15 protein-coding genes are annotated in these 17765 nt (G+C 63.5%); 4 read left to right on the top strand and 11 right to left on the bottom strand.

Annotated elements, in window-relative coordinates; genetic code table 11:
* Window positions 1–112 precede the first annotated feature (112 nt).
* Both ACERI1_RS11310 and ACERI1_RS11305 read right to left on the bottom strand, forming a co-directional pair.
* The gene (locus ACERI1_RS11310; protein WP_373618267.1) at window positions 113–358 is read right to left on the bottom strand and encodes a hypothetical protein; all 246 of its coding nucleotides are present in this window, start codon (window positions 356–358) and stop codon (window positions 113–115) included.
* 115 nt (window positions 359–473) lie between these two features.
* Window positions 474–1256 carry an ABC transporter ATP-binding protein gene (locus ACERI1_RS11305; protein WP_373618266.1) on the bottom strand — a complete coding sequence of 261 codons (783 nt, stop codon included), beginning with the start codon at window positions 1254–1256 and terminating at the stop codon, window positions 474–476.
* 160 nt (window positions 1257–1416) lie between these two features.
* On the opposite strand from ACERI1_RS11305, the gene ACERI1_RS11300 reads away from it, so the two are divergent.
* Entirely contained in the window at window positions 1417–3078 is a 1662-nt protein-coding gene (locus ACERI1_RS11300; RefSeq protein ID WP_373618265.1) for a hypothetical protein, read from the top strand.
* Between the two features lie 72 nt (window positions 3079–3150).
* Here the strand turns inward: ACERI1_RS11300 and carB are convergent, their stop codons facing one another.
* From carB to ACERI1_RS11260, 8 genes are all read right to left on the bottom strand, one after another.
* A complete protein-coding gene (carB, locus tag ACERI1_RS11295; RefSeq protein WP_373618264.1) occupies window positions 3151–6327 on the bottom strand; it encodes a carbamoyl-phosphate synthase large subunit in 3177 nt (1058 codons plus the stop codon).
* Window positions 6328–6579: 252 nt separating this feature from the next.
* Window positions 6580–7116, bottom strand: a complete 537-nt coding sequence (locus tag ACERI1_RS11290) for a DUF5815 family protein (RefSeq protein ID WP_373618263.1) — start codon at window positions 7114–7116, stop codon at window positions 6580–6582.
* A 101-nt stretch (window positions 7117–7217) separates the two neighbouring features.
* Window positions 7218–8090, bottom strand: a complete 873-nt coding sequence (locus ACERI1_RS11285; RefSeq protein WP_373618262.1) for an ABC transporter permease subunit — start codon at window positions 8088–8090, stop codon at window positions 7218–7220.
* Window positions 8087–9004, bottom strand: a complete 918-nt coding sequence (locus tag ACERI1_RS11280; RefSeq protein ID WP_373618261.1) for an ATP-binding cassette domain-containing protein — start codon at window positions 9002–9004, stop codon at window positions 8087–8089. The genes ACERI1_RS11285 and ACERI1_RS11280 overlap by 4 nt, the downstream gene beginning before the upstream one ends.
* A 174-nt stretch (window positions 9005–9178) precedes the next feature.
* A complete protein-coding gene (locus ACERI1_RS11275; protein WP_373618260.1) occupies window positions 9179–10069 on the bottom strand; it encodes an ArsR/SmtB family transcription factor in 891 nt (296 codons plus the stop codon).
* A 173-nt stretch (window positions 10070–10242) separates the two neighbouring features.
* Window positions 10243–10653: a hypothetical protein gene (locus ACERI1_RS11270; RefSeq protein WP_373618259.1), complete on the bottom strand. Its 411-nt coding sequence runs from the start codon at window positions 10651–10653 to the stop codon at window positions 10243–10245.
* A 100-nt stretch (window positions 10654–10753) separates the two neighbouring features.
* Window positions 10754–11002, bottom strand: coding sequence for a hypothetical protein (locus ACERI1_RS11265; RefSeq protein WP_373618258.1), 249 nt, complete (start codon window positions 11000–11002; stop codon window positions 10754–10756).
* 255 nt (window positions 11003–11257) lie between these two features.
* Window positions 11258–12496: an NAD(P)/FAD-dependent oxidoreductase gene (locus ACERI1_RS11260; protein WP_373618257.1), complete on the bottom strand. Its 1239-nt coding sequence runs from the start codon at window positions 12494–12496 to the stop codon at window positions 11258–11260.
* Between the two features lie 297 nt (window positions 12497–12793).
* Here ACERI1_RS11260 and ACERI1_RS11255 point away from each other — a divergent pair, with 297 nt between their 5' ends.
* The 3 genes from ACERI1_RS11255 (at window position 12794) to ACERI1_RS11245 (ending at window position 16250) form a co-directional block, all read left to right on the top strand.
* Window positions 12794–13375, top strand: coding sequence for a DUF6149 family protein (locus ACERI1_RS11255; protein WP_373618256.1), 582 nt, complete (start codon window positions 12794–12796; stop codon window positions 13373–13375).
* 282 nt (window positions 13376–13657) lie between these two features.
* Complete coding sequence (locus ACERI1_RS11250) at window positions 13658–14896, top strand: polysaccharide deacetylase family protein (protein ID WP_373618255.1); 1239 nt, start codon at window positions 13658–13660, stop codon at window positions 14894–14896.
* Window positions 14897–14972: 76 nt separating this feature from the next.
* Complete coding sequence (locus ACERI1_RS11245; RefSeq protein WP_373618254.1) at window positions 14973–16250, top strand: MFS transporter; 1278 nt, start codon at window positions 14973–14975, stop codon at window positions 16248–16250.
* 61 nt (window positions 16251–16311) lie between these two features.
* Here ACERI1_RS11245 and ACERI1_RS11240 read toward each other — a convergent pair whose 3' ends face one another.
* Window positions 16312–17634: an ABC transporter substrate-binding protein gene (locus tag ACERI1_RS11240; RefSeq protein ID WP_373618253.1), complete on the bottom strand. Its 1323-nt coding sequence runs from the start codon at window positions 17632–17634 to the stop codon at window positions 16312–16314.
* Window positions 17635–17765: the final 131 nt, after the last annotated feature.

Here is a 17765-nt window from a genome sequence, read left to right as displayed (position 1 = left end):
CCACGTGAGACCGGGACTCGGCCTGCAATTACAGGTCGTCACGACAGAACGGTCTCGTACACCGATTTCACAGCCGTCGTACGAGCGAGCGGACGGGACCAGTTAGCGGCGACTAGCGGTGCCCTGCCGGCCCCATCGGTGGCCGGACGAACAGGCCATCGAGCAGCGCGAGCGCTGCAATCACGCTGCCACCGAGAGCGGTCGCTTCGGGTGGCAGCGCAAGGAGTCGGCTGGCGAGAAACACGACGAGAAACGCCGCCGGGATCAGCCCCAGCAAGAGATCGTATCGGTCGATCGTTGGACCTCGATCGGCGATTCGAACGTCAGCAACGAGAGTAGCGATGTCTCTGTTCACCATCGATTTTCACCTCCACCTGAGTGTACAACAGCGTGCTACTAAAAGCTGCTGGGGAAACGCCCATAGAACTCTCTTTAGAACAGCTACAGCTATCTCTCGCCGTTATCGGCCTCGCTCATTCCGCGGATCGGTGCGCTGGAACGCCGTCGTCGGTCGGCTCGCGGGTAATCTCGAGGAAGGCGTCCTCGAGACTGCGAGCATCGCCGGTTTCGGCGCGCGTCTTGAGCCGTTCGGGATCGTCTTCGGCGACGAGTGTCCCGTTGTGGAGGACGCCGATCTCGTCGGCCAGTTCGTCGACGACCGAGAGGATGTGCGTCGAGAGGAAGATCGTCATCTCGTGGTCGGCGAGGTCGGCGATCGTCTCACGCATCGTCCGGGCCGCGCGGGGGTCGAGCCCGCTGGTCGGTTCGTCGAGAAAGGCCACGTCCGGTTCGTGCAACACTGCCTGGATGACGCCGACCTTCTGGCGCATCCCTTTCGAGTAGTCCTCGATGCGCTTGTGGGCATCCGCGCGCAGGTCGAAGCGCTCGAGCAACGCGTCGATGCGCTCGCTTGCCTCGGTCTCGGGGATGTCACGGAGACCGGCAGCGTACTCGAGTTGTTCGCGACCGGTGAGTTCGTCGTAGACCGGCGGCTCCTCGGGCAGGTAGCCGATATGTGGCGTGACGGACTCGCGGTCGGTGATCGAGTGGCCGGCGACGCGGGCCGTCCCCGCGGTCGGTCTCGTCAGCGTCGTCAGTATCCGCATCGTGGTCGTCTTCCCCGCGCCGTTGGGGCCGAGAAACCCGTACACAGTGCCGCGGTCGACGGTCATCGTCAGCTCCGAGACGGCGGTCGTCTCGCCGTAGCGCTTCGTCAGTCCGTCAGTTTCGATGGCGGGGCCGTCGGCAGGGCGCATACGCGTTCGTTTGTCGGTATCTCATTAAAAGTGTGTCATATTTGGGCGGTCGCCACGACTGAATGACAGATATCCAAAGGGTTTACTGCCAGCGCACCCCGACCACGACTATGAGCCCGGAATTGTTCCCCTCCTCTCGATCGACTCGAGGTGGTCCGTGATGGCACGCGCTGCCATGAGTGTCGCGGATCTCGAGCTCCGACGGACTGTTCGCGCGGTCGTTGGAAACCGGACGAAACTCCTCTTGACGATCGCGATTGCGGTGTTCGCACTCGGCCCGATCACGGCCCTCGGAGTGAGCATTTTACCGAGACTTGGTGATCAGGCCGTTACCGCCCCGATTTCGGCAGAGACCGCCACGACGGTAACCGAGTACGTGACCGGCGGTATCGCAGTCCTCTGGGTGTTTCTGGTCGTGATATCGGTCATGCGAACCGTCACGGCAGTCGCAGCTATCGACGAGCCAGCGTTCCTTCTGTTGTCGACGGCAGTTCGAAACACTGTCGTCGGTATCGTCACTGCCGAAGTCACACTCTATGCAAGCGTCCTCCTGCCGCTGACGGCGCTCTTTGCCGGTGCGTTCGCGTTCGGCGCGGGAACGCCTCTTCCAATCGTCAGCGCAACGCTGGCAGTCGCCATCGTCATGGGCTCTGCCGTTCCCGTCGGGTTCGTCGTCGGGGTCTGGGTCCGGCACCTGATCACCGTCTACGAACCGATCGCCCGCTATCGAACGCTGTTGTTCGCTGCCTTCTGGCTCGCCTACTTCGGGGCGATCGCGACTGGTGGGCTGAACGACGTCATGGGAACGTTGTTCACGGCGTTGCAGGCGAGCCCACTGGGATGGCCCGGTCACGTGCTACTGATCGGGATCCCCGGATTCAACCCGTCGACGCGGGCAATCGCCGGCGCTGTCGTCGGCGCCGTCTTCCTCGTGGGCGTCGCGCTGGCCGCCGCCGTTCCCTCCGCACAGCGCCACTGGGTCGCGGATCCGGCCCGTACCGACGACGAGACAGTCGACGAGGAACCGGCGTCCGATCGACTCGAGGGGCTCCTCTCGGGGACCGTCTCGCGACCGGTTCGAACCGTCGCGATAACGGCGATCCGTCGCACGAAACGCGCACCGATCCGGCTGGCGTACGCCGGCTATCCACTGCTCGGCGCGCTCGGCTTCTTCCAGCAAATCATCGAACTCGGCACGGTCCCGTCGTTTTTGACTGTCCTCTTCTGTCTGTACGCTATCTGGGCAGCCGGCGTCCTCTTTACGCTCAACCCGCTGGGTGACCTCGGACCAGCCCTGCCCGCCGTCATCACGTCGACGCTCACTGGCTGGCAGGCGATTCGCGGTCGCATGCTTGCCGGCGCACTCGTCGGTGTTCCGCTCGCGTTCGTCGTCTCGCTTGCGTTCGGCGTCGCAAGCCCCCTCGGACTCGAGCGGACCGCCGCCCTGACTATCGCGACGGTCGCCGGCGCGATCGCGACGCCGGCGCTTGCAGCCGGGATCGGCTCGGCGTTTCCCCGCTTTGGCAGCGTCAACGTGACTAACAACCGCGAGGCAGTGATGCCGAGCAAGACGGCGTTTGCCGTCTATACGTTTGCGATCGCGCTGCCTGCCGGCTCCGCTGTCGTGTTGTATCTCGAGGCCCCCGAGTTGATCGCCGGACTGATCGCGTCGGTGTCGGCGTGGACGCCGCTGCCGTCGGTCTCGGTTTCCGCCCGCGCGATCACGATCGGTGCCTGGGCCGCCCTGATCGGCGGCCTGCTCGCCCCAGTCGTCTCCTATTTCTACGCCGTCGAGCGCTTCGAGTGGTACGACTTCGAGTAGCAGACTCCAGAACGAGTTCCGTCACAAACGCCCACCGGCGTCGAAAAACAGGCGCTCGAGCGACCGACGCGCTTACTCCGAGCTGCCCCACTCGGCGACGTCCTTCGGACGGTCGGTTACGGCAGCGACCTCAAGGTCGCCGTCGAAGCTCTCGAGGGCTTCGACGTAGGCCTCGGCACTCGCCACCGTCGACAGGTAGGGAATCTCCTCTTCGACGGCCATCTCCAGCGAGTCGCGGTCGCGGCTGACGATGAAGTCGACCTCGTTCTCGCGAATCGCCGCTGGCACGTCGTCGAACTCCTCGACGTCGAAGAACTGTTCGAACCCGTCAACGTCGAGATCGACCACGGCGGTGCCTTCGCTGACGGCGTTGTCGGCGGCCTGCTGGGCCTTCCAGAAGGCCGTGCCGAAGTCGCTCGCTGTACCCATGACCTCGCCGGTGGACTTCATCTCCGGGCCGAGACGCGGGTCCGAGCCCGGCAGGCGGTCGAACGGCAGGACGACCTCCTTGATCGAGGTGTGCTCGGGGATCTGCTCGTCCGTCTCGAGTGTCTCGAGGGTCTCGCCGGCCATGACCTTCGCGGCGAGTTTGGCGATCGGGACGCCGGTCGCCTTCGAGACGAACGGGACGGTACGCGAGGAACGCGGGTTGGCCTCCAAGACGTAGACCTCGCCGTCGCGAACGGCCAGCTGAACGTTCAGCAGCCCCTTCGTTTTGAGCGCTTCGGCGATGTCCTCGGTGACCTCGCGGACGCGCTCTAAGGTGTCCTCATCGAGCGAGCGCGGCGGGATCATACACGCGGAGTCGCCGGAGTGGACGCCGGCGGTCTCGACGTGTTCCATGATGCCGCCGATGATGATGTTGCGACCGTCCGAGACCGCGTCCACGTCGAGTTCGACCGCGTCCTCGAGGAAGTCGTCGACGAGGATCGGTTTCTCGGGGCTGACGCGGACGGCTTCCTCGATGTAGGTCTCGAGTTCGTCGTCGTTGTAGACGACATCCATCGCGCGGCCACCCAGCACGTAGGAGGGGCGGACGAGGACGGGGTAGCCAATGTCGTGGGCCAGCTCGAGGGCCTCTTCCTTCGAGAAGGCGGTGCCACCGTCGGGCTGGGCGATGCCCATCTCCTCCATCAGGAGGTTGAAGCGGTCGCGGTCCTCGGCGAGGTCCATCGCTTCGACCGAGGTCCCCATGACCTCACAGTCGAGGCCGCGGCGCTCCAGTTCATCCTCGAGCGGTTCGCCGATGTTGACCGACGTCTGGCCGCCGAACTGGACCATCACGCCGTCGGCGCCCGTGGCTTCGGCTACATCGGCGACCTCCTCTGCGGTAATTGGCTCGAAGAACAGGCCGTCGGAGGTGTCGTAGTCCGTCGAAACGGTCTCGGGGTTGTTGTTGACGACGTAGGCGTCGATGCCGAGTTCGCGCAGTGCGCGAACCGCGTGGACCGAACAGTAGTCGAACTCGACACCCTGTCCGATGCGGATCGGGCCACCGCCGACGACGATCACGCTCTCGATGTCGCGGTCGACCTCGAGTTCGCCCGAGGCTGCCTCACCCACGAGCGGGCCCTTCTCGAACTCGTTTTTGCGCGAGGAGTAGTAGTACGGCGTCTCGGCTTTGAACTCACCCGCACAGGTGTCGACCTGCTTGTAGGTGCGGCCGGGGACTTCGGTCTCGACGGTTTCGACATCCGAGCCGGCTGCCGCGGCGATGCTGGCGTTGGTGTGGCCGGTGATCGCGGCTTCGGTGAAGTCGCCTTCCTGGGCGGCGACCGTCGAGTCGGCGATGTTCGCGTAGCGTTCGGTGTACCACTCGAAAATCCCGGTCAGGTCGACGACCTCGTCGACCGTGTAGCCGCGGTCGAACGCCTCGAACATCGCGTACGGACGATCCGGCGACGGACGCTCGAGATAGTGTTCCTCGAGTTCCTCGTCGCTGACGTCGTCCCAGTCGACGTCGGGTTCGTACTCGCTCGAGCGAAGCGCCTTGAGGAGGCTCTCCTCGAAGGTGCGGCCGATGGCCATCGCCTCGCCGGTCGACTTCATCGCCGTCGTCAGCTCGAAGTCGACGTCGTCGAACTTGTCTTTGGGCCAGCGTGGGACCTTGGTGACGACGTAGTCGATCGCGGGCTCGAACGCCGCGGTCGTCTCGCCGGTGATCTCGTTTTCGATTTCGTGGAGGCGCTTGCCAAGTGCGACCTTCGCGGTCACGCGGGCGATCGGATACCCGGTCGCCTTGGAGGCCAGCGCCGACGAGCGCGAGACGCGGGGGTTGACCTCGACGACCCTATACTCTCCTCCCGGAGTGCCGTCGTCGTGCCAGGCGAACTGAATGTTACAGCCACCCTGAATGCCGAGTTCACGGATGACATCGAGCGCCGCGGTGCGCATCTCCTGGTGACCCTCGTCGGGGACGATCTGAGACGGCGTGACGACCGTCGACTCGCCGGTGTGGATGCCCATCGGGTCGATGTTCTCCATGTTGCAGATGATGATACACGAGTCGTCGGCGTCGCGCATGACCTCGTACTCGTACTCGACCCAGCCGGAGATCGACTCGGTGATGAGCACCTCGCTGTTGCGCGAGAGGCGCAGCCCCTTGCGGACGCGGCGGAGGAGTTCGTCGAACTCGTGGACGACGCCCGAGCCGGAGCCGCCCAGCGTGTACGTGGTGCGGGAAATGACCGGCAGGCCGCCGACCTCGTCGACGGCGTCCTGAACGCGCTCCTCGAGGTCCTCCTCGGTCAGCTCCGAAACCTCCTCGTCCTCGTCGAGGGAGATGGTGGTCGACTTGGGAACTGGCTGGCCGATTTTCTCCATGCGCTGGCGGAAGAGGTCGCGGTCTTCCGTCGCGTAGATCGTGTCCAGGGGAGTCCCCATGATCTCGACGTCGTGTTCCTCCAAGACGCCTTCCTCGGCGAGCTCGGCGGTGACGTTGAGCCCGGTCTGGCCGCCCAGCCCGGCGATGACGCCGTCGGGGTTCTCCTTGCGGATGATCTCCGCGATGGCGTCGGTCGTGATCGGTTCGATGTAGACCCGGTCTGCCATTTCCGGGTCAGTCATGATCGTCGCGGGGTTCGAATTGACGAGCACGACGCGAGCACCCTCCTCCTGAAGCGCCCGGCAGGCCTGTGCACCGGAGTAGTCGAACTCGGCTGCCTGCCCAATCTGGATCGGGCCGCTCCCGATCAACAGGATCGTGCGTCCGTCTCCCGTCTCGCCGTCTACGGCGGTGTCCGTACTCATTTGTCTTGTCGAATCGAAGTTCGCACATCGTAATAAGCCCCACGATACAGTACGAATCTCGAAACGGCTTTTCGAAATTCGAACTCGAGGGAACTTCAGTTCCGAAACGCACCGAGTGTCCGACCAGCGACCGGTTCTGTCGATCGGGTGTGAACCACACGCACGTAGTCGGGCGGCGATCGAGGCTCGTCACGGAGAAACAGCGGCGACACACAATCCCGTCTCGCTCGTCGCGTCGCGGCTCCGAGCCGATCAGATCGGCTGGTCGTACTCGCTCTCGAACTCGCGCTGCTTTCGATACTGATCGACGAACTCGGAGACGTCGAACTCGAGCATCTGCGACTCGAAGTCGGTGACTGCAGCGTCGTCGTCGGCGTGGCTGATCGCGTGTTCCATGAGTTCGACGACGAGTTCGACGACGATCTCGTGGAGCCGCCGCGAATCGAAGTCGGCGACCCACAGCAGGGTGTAGCCAACGGCCCCGTCGTCTGCTGCGTCGTGAACCGCGATATCTTCGGGGAACTCCTCCAAAACGACGCCCATCAGGTGGGGGGTGCCGAATTCCTCGAACTCGTCGTCGGTGTCGATCGTCTCCTGTAAGATGGCCACGAGCGACTCCGGGAAAAACCGCGAGGGCGGATGCACGTCGGTTACGACGGCATGGACGTCACCGCAGGCACAACGATACTCGCGCATGCCCAGATCGATCTCGTGGGGGTCGACGGTCTCCCCGCAGGGCAACTCGAGGTTGTCGCTGCCGTCAGAATCTGGACCGCGGGGTGGTGTCATTGCCCGGTTTTCGGATGGATAGGGGATAAGGGCGACGACTCGAGACGTCGAACGACGCAGTATCGGCGGTGTGCGCCGGGACATCGGGATCGCAGCCCAGTTCAAAGATCGGACGCGTCGAATCGGTAGTAACCGACAGCCAGTGGCACGAGCAGCCACAGGAGTAAGATGGCGATGCCGATCTCGGGATTCGTATAGAAGGGGTCAGCCGCGTCGGCTGCCGCCTGCGCACCGGCTCCTGACTGGGCCGGTTCGGCGTTCGCCGTGTCCGCAAGGTCGGGCAACAGCGCGACGACCGACGAGAAATACGCCGCGGAGGGCGACAACTGCAACAGAGGGTACAGCCAGTCGGGCATCGCCGACGGGATCGTAAACCCCTCGAGGACGTAGAGGACCCCCATCGGAATCACGTCCCAGAGCAGTTCGAAGACGACGAAGAAACCGAGCGCGAGCGTCGTCGCGCGCGATGTCGATCTCGTCGTTGCCGAGATACCGACGACGATCGTCGCGTAGACAGCCACGAACGCCAGCGTGACGAGGACGAAGACGACGAGCGCGACGGCCTCGAGATCGCCGAGCAACGCGGCACCGACGCCGAGGCCGACGACGAGCCCGGCGCCGAGGCCAAAGGCGAGGACGGCGGCCCGCCCGACGACCTTGCCCGCGAAGACCTGTCCGCGCGTGGTCGGCAGGGAGAGCAACAGCTTGATGCTCCCGAGTTCGCGCTCGCCCGCGAGGGATTTGTAGCAGACGACGATCGCCGACAGCGGGACGAACAGCCCGACGAGCCCGATCGTGAAGAAGAGTAGGCCGCCGAAGGTCGCCTCCGTCGCCGATCCCAACAGCGCGGGAGCCTCGACGTACGCGTACGTGGAGACGACCGAGAGGGTCACGAAGACGGCGACGAGTGCCCACAGTGCCCGCGACTGGACGGCGTCACGGAAATCCTTCTTCGCGACGGTAGCCCAGGTCATGACTCGATCTCCGGTCTGTCGTTCGTATAGCGGACGAACAGGTCCTCGAGCGACGATTCGACCACGGAAAAGTCCTGAACGGCGGTCACCTCATCGATGGCGTGTAAGACCGCAAATTTCGAGACACCGTCGACGGTCACTCGCAGGCGACCGTCATCGATCGCCACCGTTCCGACGCCCTCGAGGGTGCGAACGCGCTCGAGGACGCCGTCGTCGAGTGACGACACGTAGACGTACAGCGTCTCGCCGACCTCCGTCGCATCGCGGAGCCCGTCGATCGTGTCGACGGCGACGAGCTGGCCGTCGTCGATGATCGCAACACGATCGCAGACCGCCTCGACTTGCTCCATGATGTGACTCGAGAAGAAGACGGTGGTGCCGCGGTCGTTCTCCGCGCGGATGATCTCGCGCATTTCGCGGGCCCCGTTGGGATCGAGGCCGGTCGAGGGCTCGTCCAAGACGAGCAGGTCGGGGTCGCCGACCAGCGCCATGGCGAGTATCAGCCGCTGGCGCATCCCCTTCGAGTAACCGCCGGCTTTCCGATCGGCGGCGTCGGCGACCCGGACCCGTTCTAAGAGTGCGTCGGGATCCTCGTCGACGCCTTTCATCTCGATGGCGAACTCGACGTGTTGGCGGCCAGTCAGTCGGTCGTAGACGTGGTAGGCATCCGGAAGCACGCCGATCCGGCGGCGGACGGCCAGCCCCTCCGACTGGGCGTCATAGCCGAGGACGGTCGCAGTCCCGCCGGTCGGCCGGATAAAATCGAGCAGGATGTCGATCGTCGTCGACTTCCCCGCGCCGTTCGGTCCCAGAAAGCCAAAGATCTCTCCCTCTTCGACGGTGAGATCGAGCCCGTCGACAGCGACAACGTCACCGAACCGTTTGGTCAGTCCCTCGAGTTCAATCGCCGCCATGCTCGACCCTCCGAGTCGGCGTTGCGTCACACACTGTCGATGAGACGGTCTGCATATTCGCTCATACTCCGCAGACGGCATAAGTATTATCGTCTGCATTACATATTGACGACGCCCCTACTCAAATACGTTTGAGACGACCGATCAGCAGGTCCGAACCGACTCGCCGCCACGTCAGTCAACAGTGACCGCAAACGAGTCGTCCATCTGAAGGTGCATCGTCTCGCCGTCGAGTGTGAGTTCGAACGACGCTGCGAGTGGGTCGACGCTCGTGACATCGGTCGTGATCGTCTCCGTGACAACGAACTCGAAGAACTCCCAGAGCGGCGTATCGAGCAGCGAAATTCCATGCTCCCAGAAGAAGCCGATGGCCGCGGGATGAAACGCTGCCGACACCTCGAGCGGGATGGAGACGGTAAACCAGCACTCGAGACAGGTGTGCTCAAGTGCATACAACGGGTCCGCGTCCTCGTCGTGATGGTAGGTATCGGCAACGGTGTCGACAGGGCCGTGACACTCCGGGCAGACACCGCCCCGGACCAAGCGAGACGTACTCCAGATCCGATGGCTGACGCTGTCGACGATTTCGAGCGGCGACCGGTTTCGCGTTTGACTCCGTGAGAAGAGGTCGGTCAGCAGCGTCGACTCACACGAGCGACACTGGACGACGAACCGTTCTTTGTCGACCGCTGCGACGAGCGAGGGCTCCTCGCAGAACACACAGACGCCGTCCAGCTCGACGGCATCGAACGAGTGGGCGCTCTCGTACACGCCGGAGAGGACCGTCCGAACGATCTTGTCGCCGCCGTAGGTCAGCCGGTAGCCGTCCGACGTCTCCGCGATGAAGGGGCCGACGAGTTGGTCGAGGTGGTACGAGAACCGAGACGTACTGTCGATGTCGACCGCGTCGTACAGATCAGTAAAGGAGAGTGTCAGCCACTGTTCCTGTTGATCCCGTTTCGCTGTCGCCAGCGCGAGCAGGATCTCGAGGCGCGTTCGGTTGCCGAGTGCGCCGATCGCGTCAATGACGTTCTGATCGATGCGTGTCTCGTCTTCGGCGGTCATAGCTGGAACGGTCCGTTGCGGTGACGAAAGAGATTACTCCGCGAAATCGCGGCCCACCCCGCGATCGATGGTCGATCCAGTGTGGCTCGCCCGCGTACTCATAGTCTGCTGTCCCGACGTCCCGGTGGGACCGCAGAGGGTCGCGGTCCCACTGGCACTGACAGGAGTCCGTCTCAGGGCCAGTCGTCGCGAACCTGTTCGTCCTCGTCGCCCTCCTCGTCGGCGTGGGTCGCGAGGATCCAGTCGGCTGCCTCGGCAGCGTCCTCGACAGCGAGGTACTCCCAGTCGACCGCCTCGGCGAGTGCCTCGTCTTCCTCGCTGGCACCGATGTAGACGTAGCGGTCGGTGTCGAACTGGTCTTTGACGCCCTCGAGGCTCTCTTCTTTCCCGCGGGGGCCGGAGAAGAAGTCCTGTCGGACACGGTTCTTCCGCGTGAAGTTCGTCACGACGTAGGTCGGCTTCTCCGAGACGACGCCGATGTACTCGGTCCAGCCTCTGGCGTCTTCGAACACGCGCTCGGGCGAGGCGAGTGCCTTCAGCGCCTCGAGTTCGAACGCCAGCGTCATGTCGCTATCGCCGTTCATGTGCCATCGAACGCGCGCACGTGGGAAAACGACTTCGATACTGCACACTCACGACGACTCGCTGGCGCTCTCATCGCACAGAACAGTCCGCGAGCGCCGTTCAGGCGCGCTCGACGCGGAAGTAATCCGTGAAGACGATCACCTCGCCGGGCTCGAGTCCAGTCCCCGCGGCTGAAACGGACCGATCAGTCGACGCAGCCGTGTACACGGCCTCCAGCGTGTCCGAATCGAGTTGGTCGACGTGGCGAACGGTTGCATCCGGGGCGACCGATTCGACACGCTCGAGCCGGATGTCGTCACGTTCGAGTTGTACTGATCGGCGACGGGGTTCACTGGCAGCCATGTTCATTGTTACCAAATGTGTCGGTTTGACTTAATAGTTCCGGCTCAAGGGGTCGTGAGCGAGTCACTGCGGCTCGGAGTTGTCGCTGGTCGGTGTCGGTTCTACAGTAGCCACTGACAGTCAGTGCACACCTGATCGCACGACAGCTGTGCGATCTGTGTGTTAAATCGTTTCAGTTGTTACTGGAGTGGGCTGAGAGCGGTGACGCTCGAGTAGGGACAGCAAAAAACGAGTCGCCGCGACCGACCGCAGCAGCGTGGGTTACTGTTCCTGTGGCGCTGCGAGCTCGTCCAGGTCGACGGATTGCTCGAGCAAGACCTCGGCCTGGTCGGCGACATCGCGCTGTTCGCGCATCAGCTGTTTGAGCTGGCTCTGGGGCGAGAGGTCGCCGATGAGGACGCCGCCGACGACCTTGCCGTCCTTGAAGGCGATGCGTCGCCACTCGGTGTCGCTGTATTTGCGTTCGGCGTATTCGTCGCCGAGCGTCGGATGGCCAAAGGAGAGGAACGGGAAGTCGAAGTGCGTAATGGAGTAGGAAGAGACCCACTCGAACTCCTCGGCTTCCTCGTCGGCAGCCATGTTGACCGCGGCGACCCGGCCCTGCTCTTTGGCCGAGCCCCACGAGCCGTTCTGGGCCTGCTCGCCCAGCAGGACGTCGTAGAAGCGGGTGATGTCGCCAGCCGCGTAGATGTCGTCGACGTTCGTCTGCATGTACTCGTCGACGATGATGCCGTTGTCCTCCTCGAGGCCAGCGCCATCGAGGAACTCGGTATTGAAGTTCAGGCCGATCGCAGCGCCGACGAAGTCACACTCGTAGCGGTCGCCGTTGGGATCGACGGCAGCGGTGACGCGACCGTCGTCGTCAGTCTCGAAGTGATCGACGCCGCTGTCGAAGACGGGTTCGACGCCGACCTCGCGCATGCCTTCGTGCATGATCTCGGCACCCTCTCCCGAGAGCGCGTAGCGCCACCAGCGGTCGCCACGCATGAGGTAGTCGGCCTCGATTCCCTGTGCGCCACAGACGGCCGCGAAGTCGATTCCAAGCAGGCCGGCACCGACGATGACGCCGTTGTCGGCTTGTTCGGCGTGCTCGCGGATCCCACGTGCATCCTGGAACGTCCAGAAGTGGTGGATCCCGTCGGCGTCGCTGTTATCGACGGGGAGTTGTGTCGGCGTTCCGCCGGTTGCCACGAGGAGTTTGTCGTAGGGAATCTCGCCGCTGTCGTGGGTGTTGACGACCTTCGCGTCGGTGTCGACGCTCGTAACGAAGGTGTTCAACGAGAGGTCGATGTCGCGTTCGTCGTACCACTCCTCATCGTGGATCGAGATGGGCGCTTCAGGGAGCTTGCCTTTCGCGTGTTCCTTGATGAGAATCCGGTTATACAGTGGCTCCCCCTCATCGGTAATGACGGTAATCTCCGAGTCCGGGTCTTCCTCCCGGAGGGTCTCGGCAGCCGAACTACCCGAGATCCCGTCACCGATGATGACGTACTGAGTCATATCCAGACCGTTCGTAACCCGGGTTAAAGTGGATTGCTATCTCGTCTATTTTGCCGGACTCGCATTGAAGACACAACGATAGTAAACATAATCGCGTAATTGTTGACAGTATGTATCTACCATCAACTTTCAGGCAACATTCCTCGAAAGAGGGAGAGATCGGTGTCGCCTCCGTTCTTTGCTCGTCCCAGTAGAGATGAACGTGGCACTCACGCGATCGTGACACGCCACTCGAACACCCACACCCTAACAGTGTTGTCCGAACTGTTCTTTAGGCGCTGTTCCAAAGGCGAGAACATGAAGCTCCGCCAGAACGCGAAACACTTCGCCTACCAGAAGGCCCTCGAGACGCCGGGCGTCCGCTCGGTCGCCAACGCGGGGCTGGTTAAACTCCACACCAAGATCTTCACCGGGAAAGCCGACCCCGCCCACGCCGAGGACCGCCGCGAACACCTCGACGGCTTCTTCGACGCGACGATGGACACCTATCTGCGCGCGCTGCAGGACGGCTACTCCGAGGCCGAGGCCCGCGAGATTACGCACATTCAGGCCAACTTCGACTTCTACAACCACGGCTGGACCGAGATGATGGAGTTCCCCGCCGACGAACTCGAGGCCCACTACGACCGCTATCGGGAGTTCTTCGAGCGGTGGGACATCACGATCGACGAGCCCCTCGGCCAGTTCGCCCCGCCCGAAGGCGTGCCCGAGGCACCCTCGACGCCCGAGCGACTCGAGGACCCCGAGCATCCACACGCCGAAGGTGGCTTCGCTGACGACGTTTACGTCGAAACTGCTGATGGCGACCTCGTCGTCGGCGGACAGGACGAACCAGAAGACGTCGACGTCTCGCAGGTCGTCGATCGCGAAGACGACTGAGACGGGCTGCTTCGCTGAGTCCCGGCAGACCCGCATGGCGAGTCGTGGACCTGCTGAAACCCACTGACAGGAGTCCTGATAACTCTCGAGCGCACGACGAGTAACTGGCCACGGTATGGACGGTCGAACCGTGGCCGTTCTTCGAGTCGACCGCAGGTTGGAGACGCGGATCCGTGCGGTTCAGTTTGACTGTCTTCTGTGAGTGTACGGACTGCTTACGCTCTCGATCGTGACTGTACTACCGACGTAACAACGTTCTCCGTTGTCATCGCTTCTCGCTGAATGCAGCGACGTACATACCTTGTGGCAGCCGCGACGGCCCCACTAGCAGGCTGTACGTGGTCGGAATCGAGTTCGACCGGTTCGGGGAGCGGCCCCGAAAACGACCCCAACGCGGACGCAACGAACGAGCGGTCAACCCAGACATCGGAGTTGGTCGGCACTGTCGACGATTTCGAGGACCTATCAGCCTGGGAGCCAGACGGAGGGACGCTCACGGCGGCACCCGACCGGGCCGTCGTCGGGTCACAGAGCGCCCGACTCGAAATCCCGGCGGACGAACCGAGCGCCAGACTCGTGCGGTCGTTTTCGACGCCGCTCGACTGTACGACCGTCGCACCTGGTCTTGCCGTCGCGTCGACATCGCTCGTCGTCCCCTGGTTGCGACTGATCGACGTCAACGGCAACGCAGCCGATTTTCGGCGAGGGATCAAAGGCGGGTTGCCGCTCGCCCGATACAACTTCGGCGTGACGGAGCGTGCCGATGGGTTCGATCCGACCGCAGTCGAGACAGTACACCTTCTCGTCTGGACGGGAGAGGGGGTGTCGGAAACGGTCTGGTTCGACGACCTCCATTTCGTCCCGCGACCGGAGCGGGGCAAGGTGATGATCCAGTTCGATGATGCCCACGTCACTGACTACACCGAGGCGCTGCCGATCCTCGAGGACTACGGCTACCCCGCAGTCTCGTTCGTCCCGACCGGCTACGTCGACGGCGGCGAGGTCGGCGGCGATCCACGCCTGTCGACAAAGCAGGCTCGCGAACTCCACGATGCCGGCTGGTGTATCGCCAACCATACTGTCACTCATCCGGACCTGCCGACGCTCAGCGCCGCCGAGCAGGCCGCCGAGATCCGTGACGGGCAGCAGTGGCTACGCGAACGGGGATTCGAGAGAGGCTCTCACTACTTTTCCTATCCGTTCGGCGGATACAATGCGACAACGCTCGAACTCGTGGCAGCCAACCACGACCTCGCCTTTGGCGGCGGTGCACCGGCCCACGGCTACGTCTCCAATCCGCAACTCGCGCCGCGGATCGGCGAGCCAAGCACTGAGCAGGCACGAACGGCGATCGAACGCACGGCCTCGATGCGGGGGATCACCTCGCTGTTTTTCCATCGGCTCGAGGGCAAGCGCCTCGCCTCTTTCGAGACGATCGTCGAGGTAATCCACGAGTACGAGAGTGCCGGTGAGATCGATATCATCCTGCCCACGGACCTCGAGCGCGAGTTGCTACAGTAGTGGCGATCGCACAAACGAGCCACGCCGATTTCCAAGCCGCTAAGTGGACGGCAACTCGAGTTCGAGCAAGATTCGTATGGCCCTGAACGCGAACGACCGGGCGATCGCGGGCTTTACCATGGCGGGCCACGCGCTGGTCCACTGGTTCGAGACCTCGATCCCGATTTTCCTGGTCGTTTGGCTGGCCGAGTTCGACGTCGGCGTCGCGCTGTTCGGGATCGTCGTCGCGCTCGGCTACGCACCGTTCGGGCTGGGTGCGCTCCCCGGCGGAATTCTCGCCGACCGCTACGGCACCAAGCGACTCGTCTTGGTCTGTCTCGCCGGCATGAGCCTGTCGTTTCTCGTCCTCGCCGCCGCGAATTCGATCTACGCCATCGCAGTCGGCCTGATTCTGTGGGGTGTCGCCGCCAGCGTCTATCACCCTGCTGGCCTCGCGCTCATCAGTACCGGCGTCGAGGATCGCGGGACCGTCTTCGCCTGGCACGGGATCGCCGGCAACGCCGGCATCGCACTCGGCCCCTTTGTCGCTGCGACGCTGTTGATCTTCCTCGAGTGGTCCGTCGTCGCCGCAATTCTGACCGTCCCGGGCCTGCTCGCGGTCGGCTACGGTCTCAGTGCGGAGTTCGATCCGACCGCAGCGGTTGGGGACGACGCCGACGCGGGTCCCGACGAGGCGCTGTCGCTGTCGGAGGTCGTCGGCAATACGCGCACGCTGTTTGCGAGTGCTTTCGCCGTCGTCTTCGTCCTCGTCACCTTCGAAGGGCTGTACTACCGTGGCACGCTGACGTACCTGCCCGAAATCCTCCACGGGTTGGCGGCGATGGACGCGCTCGCGCTGCCGGCTGGCCTCGAGGGAATCGAACCCGCCGACTACATCTACGTCGGCTTGCTGGTCGTCGGTATGGCGGGCCAGTACGCCGGCGGCAAACTGACCGGTCGCGTGGCCCCGGCGCGCGGGCTCGCAGGGATCTTCGTCGTCCTCACGGTTCTCGCACTCGCGTTCGTGCCAGTGACCGCGATCGAGACCGGACTCGCCCCGATCGTCGTCCTCTGTGGCGTGCTGGGCTTTTTCCTGTTTGCGATCCAGCCGTTCTACCAGAACGCCGTCGCGCTCTATACGCCGCCGGACGCCCGCGGACTCTCGTATGGCTACACCTACCTCGCCGAGTTCGGCTTCGGGTCGGTGAGCATCGCGCTCGGTGGCTTCGTCCTCGGCCAGTTCTCACAGACCGCGTTTTTCGCAGTGATCGCCGGGTTCGCCGCGCTCGGCGGGCTGCTCGCGGGCGCACTGCTGGTCGGCGGTGATCGGTTCGTGGCTGCGAGCGGGTCGCTCGAGGCGAACGCTGACGACTGAGACGGGCTGCTGTAACGATGTCGAAACGAACGCTGACAGCAAAACAGGAGAGACGCGCTGTTTAGAGCCAGTCCGGCTCGACGTAGTCGCCTTCCGCCTGGTCGTCGGGCCAGATGACGTTCTGGACGCCCTCTCCGTTTTCGTCTTCGACCCACTGGAAGTACACCGGGTGGACGTAGTCTTCGCCGTATCTCACGTCGTGGGCGAACTCGTGATCTGCTCCGTAGAACTCGATCGTGCCGGTGGTGCCACTCACGGAGATGTTCTCGAGCGTGCCGACGAGTTCGTCGGAATCGAGCGTGCCGGCCTCTTCTGCCGCCTTGGCGAACACGTGAACCGCGTCGTAGCTGCTGTAGCCAGTGTAGATCGGACTGTTTCCGTTGTGGCGGTTCTGATATTCCTCGATGAACGACTTAGCCGGCTCATACTCGGCCGTCGGCGTCACGTTCGTGTAGCCAACGGCGTACTCGCAGTTCCCGTCGACCTGTTCGTAGTACGCCGGCGACTGCATCGGCATGTGAACGCCGCCGAACCCGAACGGCTGCTGGGTGCGGTTCCAGTCGACCAGCGACGTGGCGCCGGTGTGGGCGACTGCCTCGAGTACCGCGTCGGCATCCGTCGACGCGATTTCGTCGTAGGTATCGGAGAAGTCGTCCGTTTCGGGTGGGTACTGTTCCCAGAACGTCACGTCGCCGTCGAGTTCGTCCTGATAGACGTCCCACAGCGATTCGGTCCAGATGTAGTCCTCGACGAGGACGGCAAACGACTCCCAGCCCAACTCGCCGCCCATGGCGTCGAGGAAGTCGATCTGGTGCGTTGCGAGGTCGTGGCCGTTGAGCGGGCCGACCCGGAAGTGATACTTGTACTTCTCGTACTGCTGGCTGATCAGTTCGCTGGGCGTCATCGTTACGGACCCAGCGGTCAGATGGATCGTCTCCTGTTCGGCGACGTCATCGAGGATTCCCTCGAGTACCTCACTCGTGGCGACGCCGACGGTGACGTCGGCTCCCTCGTCGAGGACGAGGCGCTGGTACTGCCGACGGCCCTCGGGTTCGCTTCTGTTCGTGTCGCCGACGGCCAGTTCGACATCACGACCGAGGATGCCTCCGCCCTCGTTGAGTTCGTCGACTGCGATCTGTGCACCCCGGAGGTTCGAACGACCGGTGGTATCGCTGTTCGGGCCGGGTGCGAGAACGCCGATGGTGACCGGCTCCGCCTCGTCGCTCCCGACGATCGAGCCGTAAGTGTCGAGACAGCCTGCAAGCGAGAGGCCGGCAGCCCCACCCGCCGTCGTCTTGAGAATCTGCCGACGATCGAGCCCACGTCGTCGCCCGGCACTGCTGGCGTCCCCTGTGGTTTCTTGTTCGCGACTAGAGTCGCCCATATTGAACGACCATTTCGACCTCCATTTCTTAATGCTTGTGGAGAATGTCATACAAACATAACATTTAATCTGGCATACCAGTTAGCTCTCGGTGGCGTGTTCGATCGGATGCCTCGACCGACGTGCGTCGT

The organism is Natrinema sp. HArc-T2, assembly GCF_041821085.1.
Taxonomy (GTDB): domain Archaea; phylum Halobacteriota; class Halobacteria; order Halobacteriales; family Natrialbaceae; genus Natrinema.
The sequence above is the reverse complement of the archived record's forward strand: the minus strand, read 5'-3'. Positions and strand labels throughout refer to the sequence as shown.

Coding starts and splice junctions, on each gene's coding strand:
- ACERI1_RS11245 (WP_373618254.1), top strand. CDS start 14,973: ATGGCCCTGAACGCGAACGACCGGGCGATCGCGGGCTTTACCATGGCG.
- ACERI1_RS11285 (WP_373618262.1), bottom strand. CDS start 8,090: ATGACCTGGGCTACCGTCGCGAAGAAGGATTTCCGTGACGCCGTCCAG.
- ACERI1_RS11255 (WP_373618256.1), top strand. CDS start 12,794: ATGAAGCTCCGCCAGAACGCGAAACACTTCGCCTACCAGAAGGCCCTC.
- ACERI1_RS11290 (WP_373618263.1), bottom strand. CDS start 7,116: ATGACACCACCCCGCGGTCCAGATTCTGACGGCAGCGACAACCTCGAG.
- ACERI1_RS11280 (WP_373618261.1), bottom strand. CDS start 9,004: ATGGCGGCGATTGAACTCGAGGGACTGACCAAACGGTTCGGTGACGTT.
- ACERI1_RS11300 (WP_373618265.1), top strand. CDS start 1,417: ATGGCACGCGCTGCCATGAGTGTCGCGGATCTCGAGCTCCGACGGACT.
- ACERI1_RS11240 (WP_373618253.1), bottom strand. CDS start 17,634: ATGGGCGACTCTAGTCGCGAACAAGAAACCACAGGGGACGCCAGCAGT.
- ACERI1_RS11275 (WP_373618260.1), bottom strand. CDS start 10,069: ATGACCGCCGAAGACGAGACACGCATCGATCAGAACGTCATTGACGCG.
- ACERI1_RS11260 (WP_373618257.1), bottom strand. CDS start 12,496: ATGACTCAGTACGTCATCATCGGTGACGGGATCTCGGGTAGTTCGGCT.
- ACERI1_RS11305 (WP_373618266.1), bottom strand. CDS start 1,256: ATGCGCCCTGCCGACGGCCCCGCCATCGAAACTGACGGACTGACGAAG.
- ACERI1_RS11310 (WP_373618267.1), bottom strand. CDS start 358: ATGGTGAACAGAGACATCGCTACTCTCGTTGCTGACGTTCGAATCGCC.
- carB (WP_373618264.1), bottom strand. CDS start 6,327: ATGAGTACGGACACCGCCGTAGACGGCGAGACGGGAGACGGACGCACG.
- ACERI1_RS11250 (WP_373618255.1), top strand. CDS start 13,658: ATGCAGCGACGTACATACCTTGTGGCAGCCGCGACGGCCCCACTAGCA.
- ACERI1_RS11270 (WP_373618259.1), bottom strand. CDS start 10,653: ATGAACGGCGATAGCGACATGACGCTGGCGTTCGAACTCGAGGCGCTG.
- ACERI1_RS11265 (WP_373618258.1), bottom strand. CDS start 11,002: ATGAACATGGCTGCCAGTGAACCCCGTCGCCGATCAGTACAACTCGAA.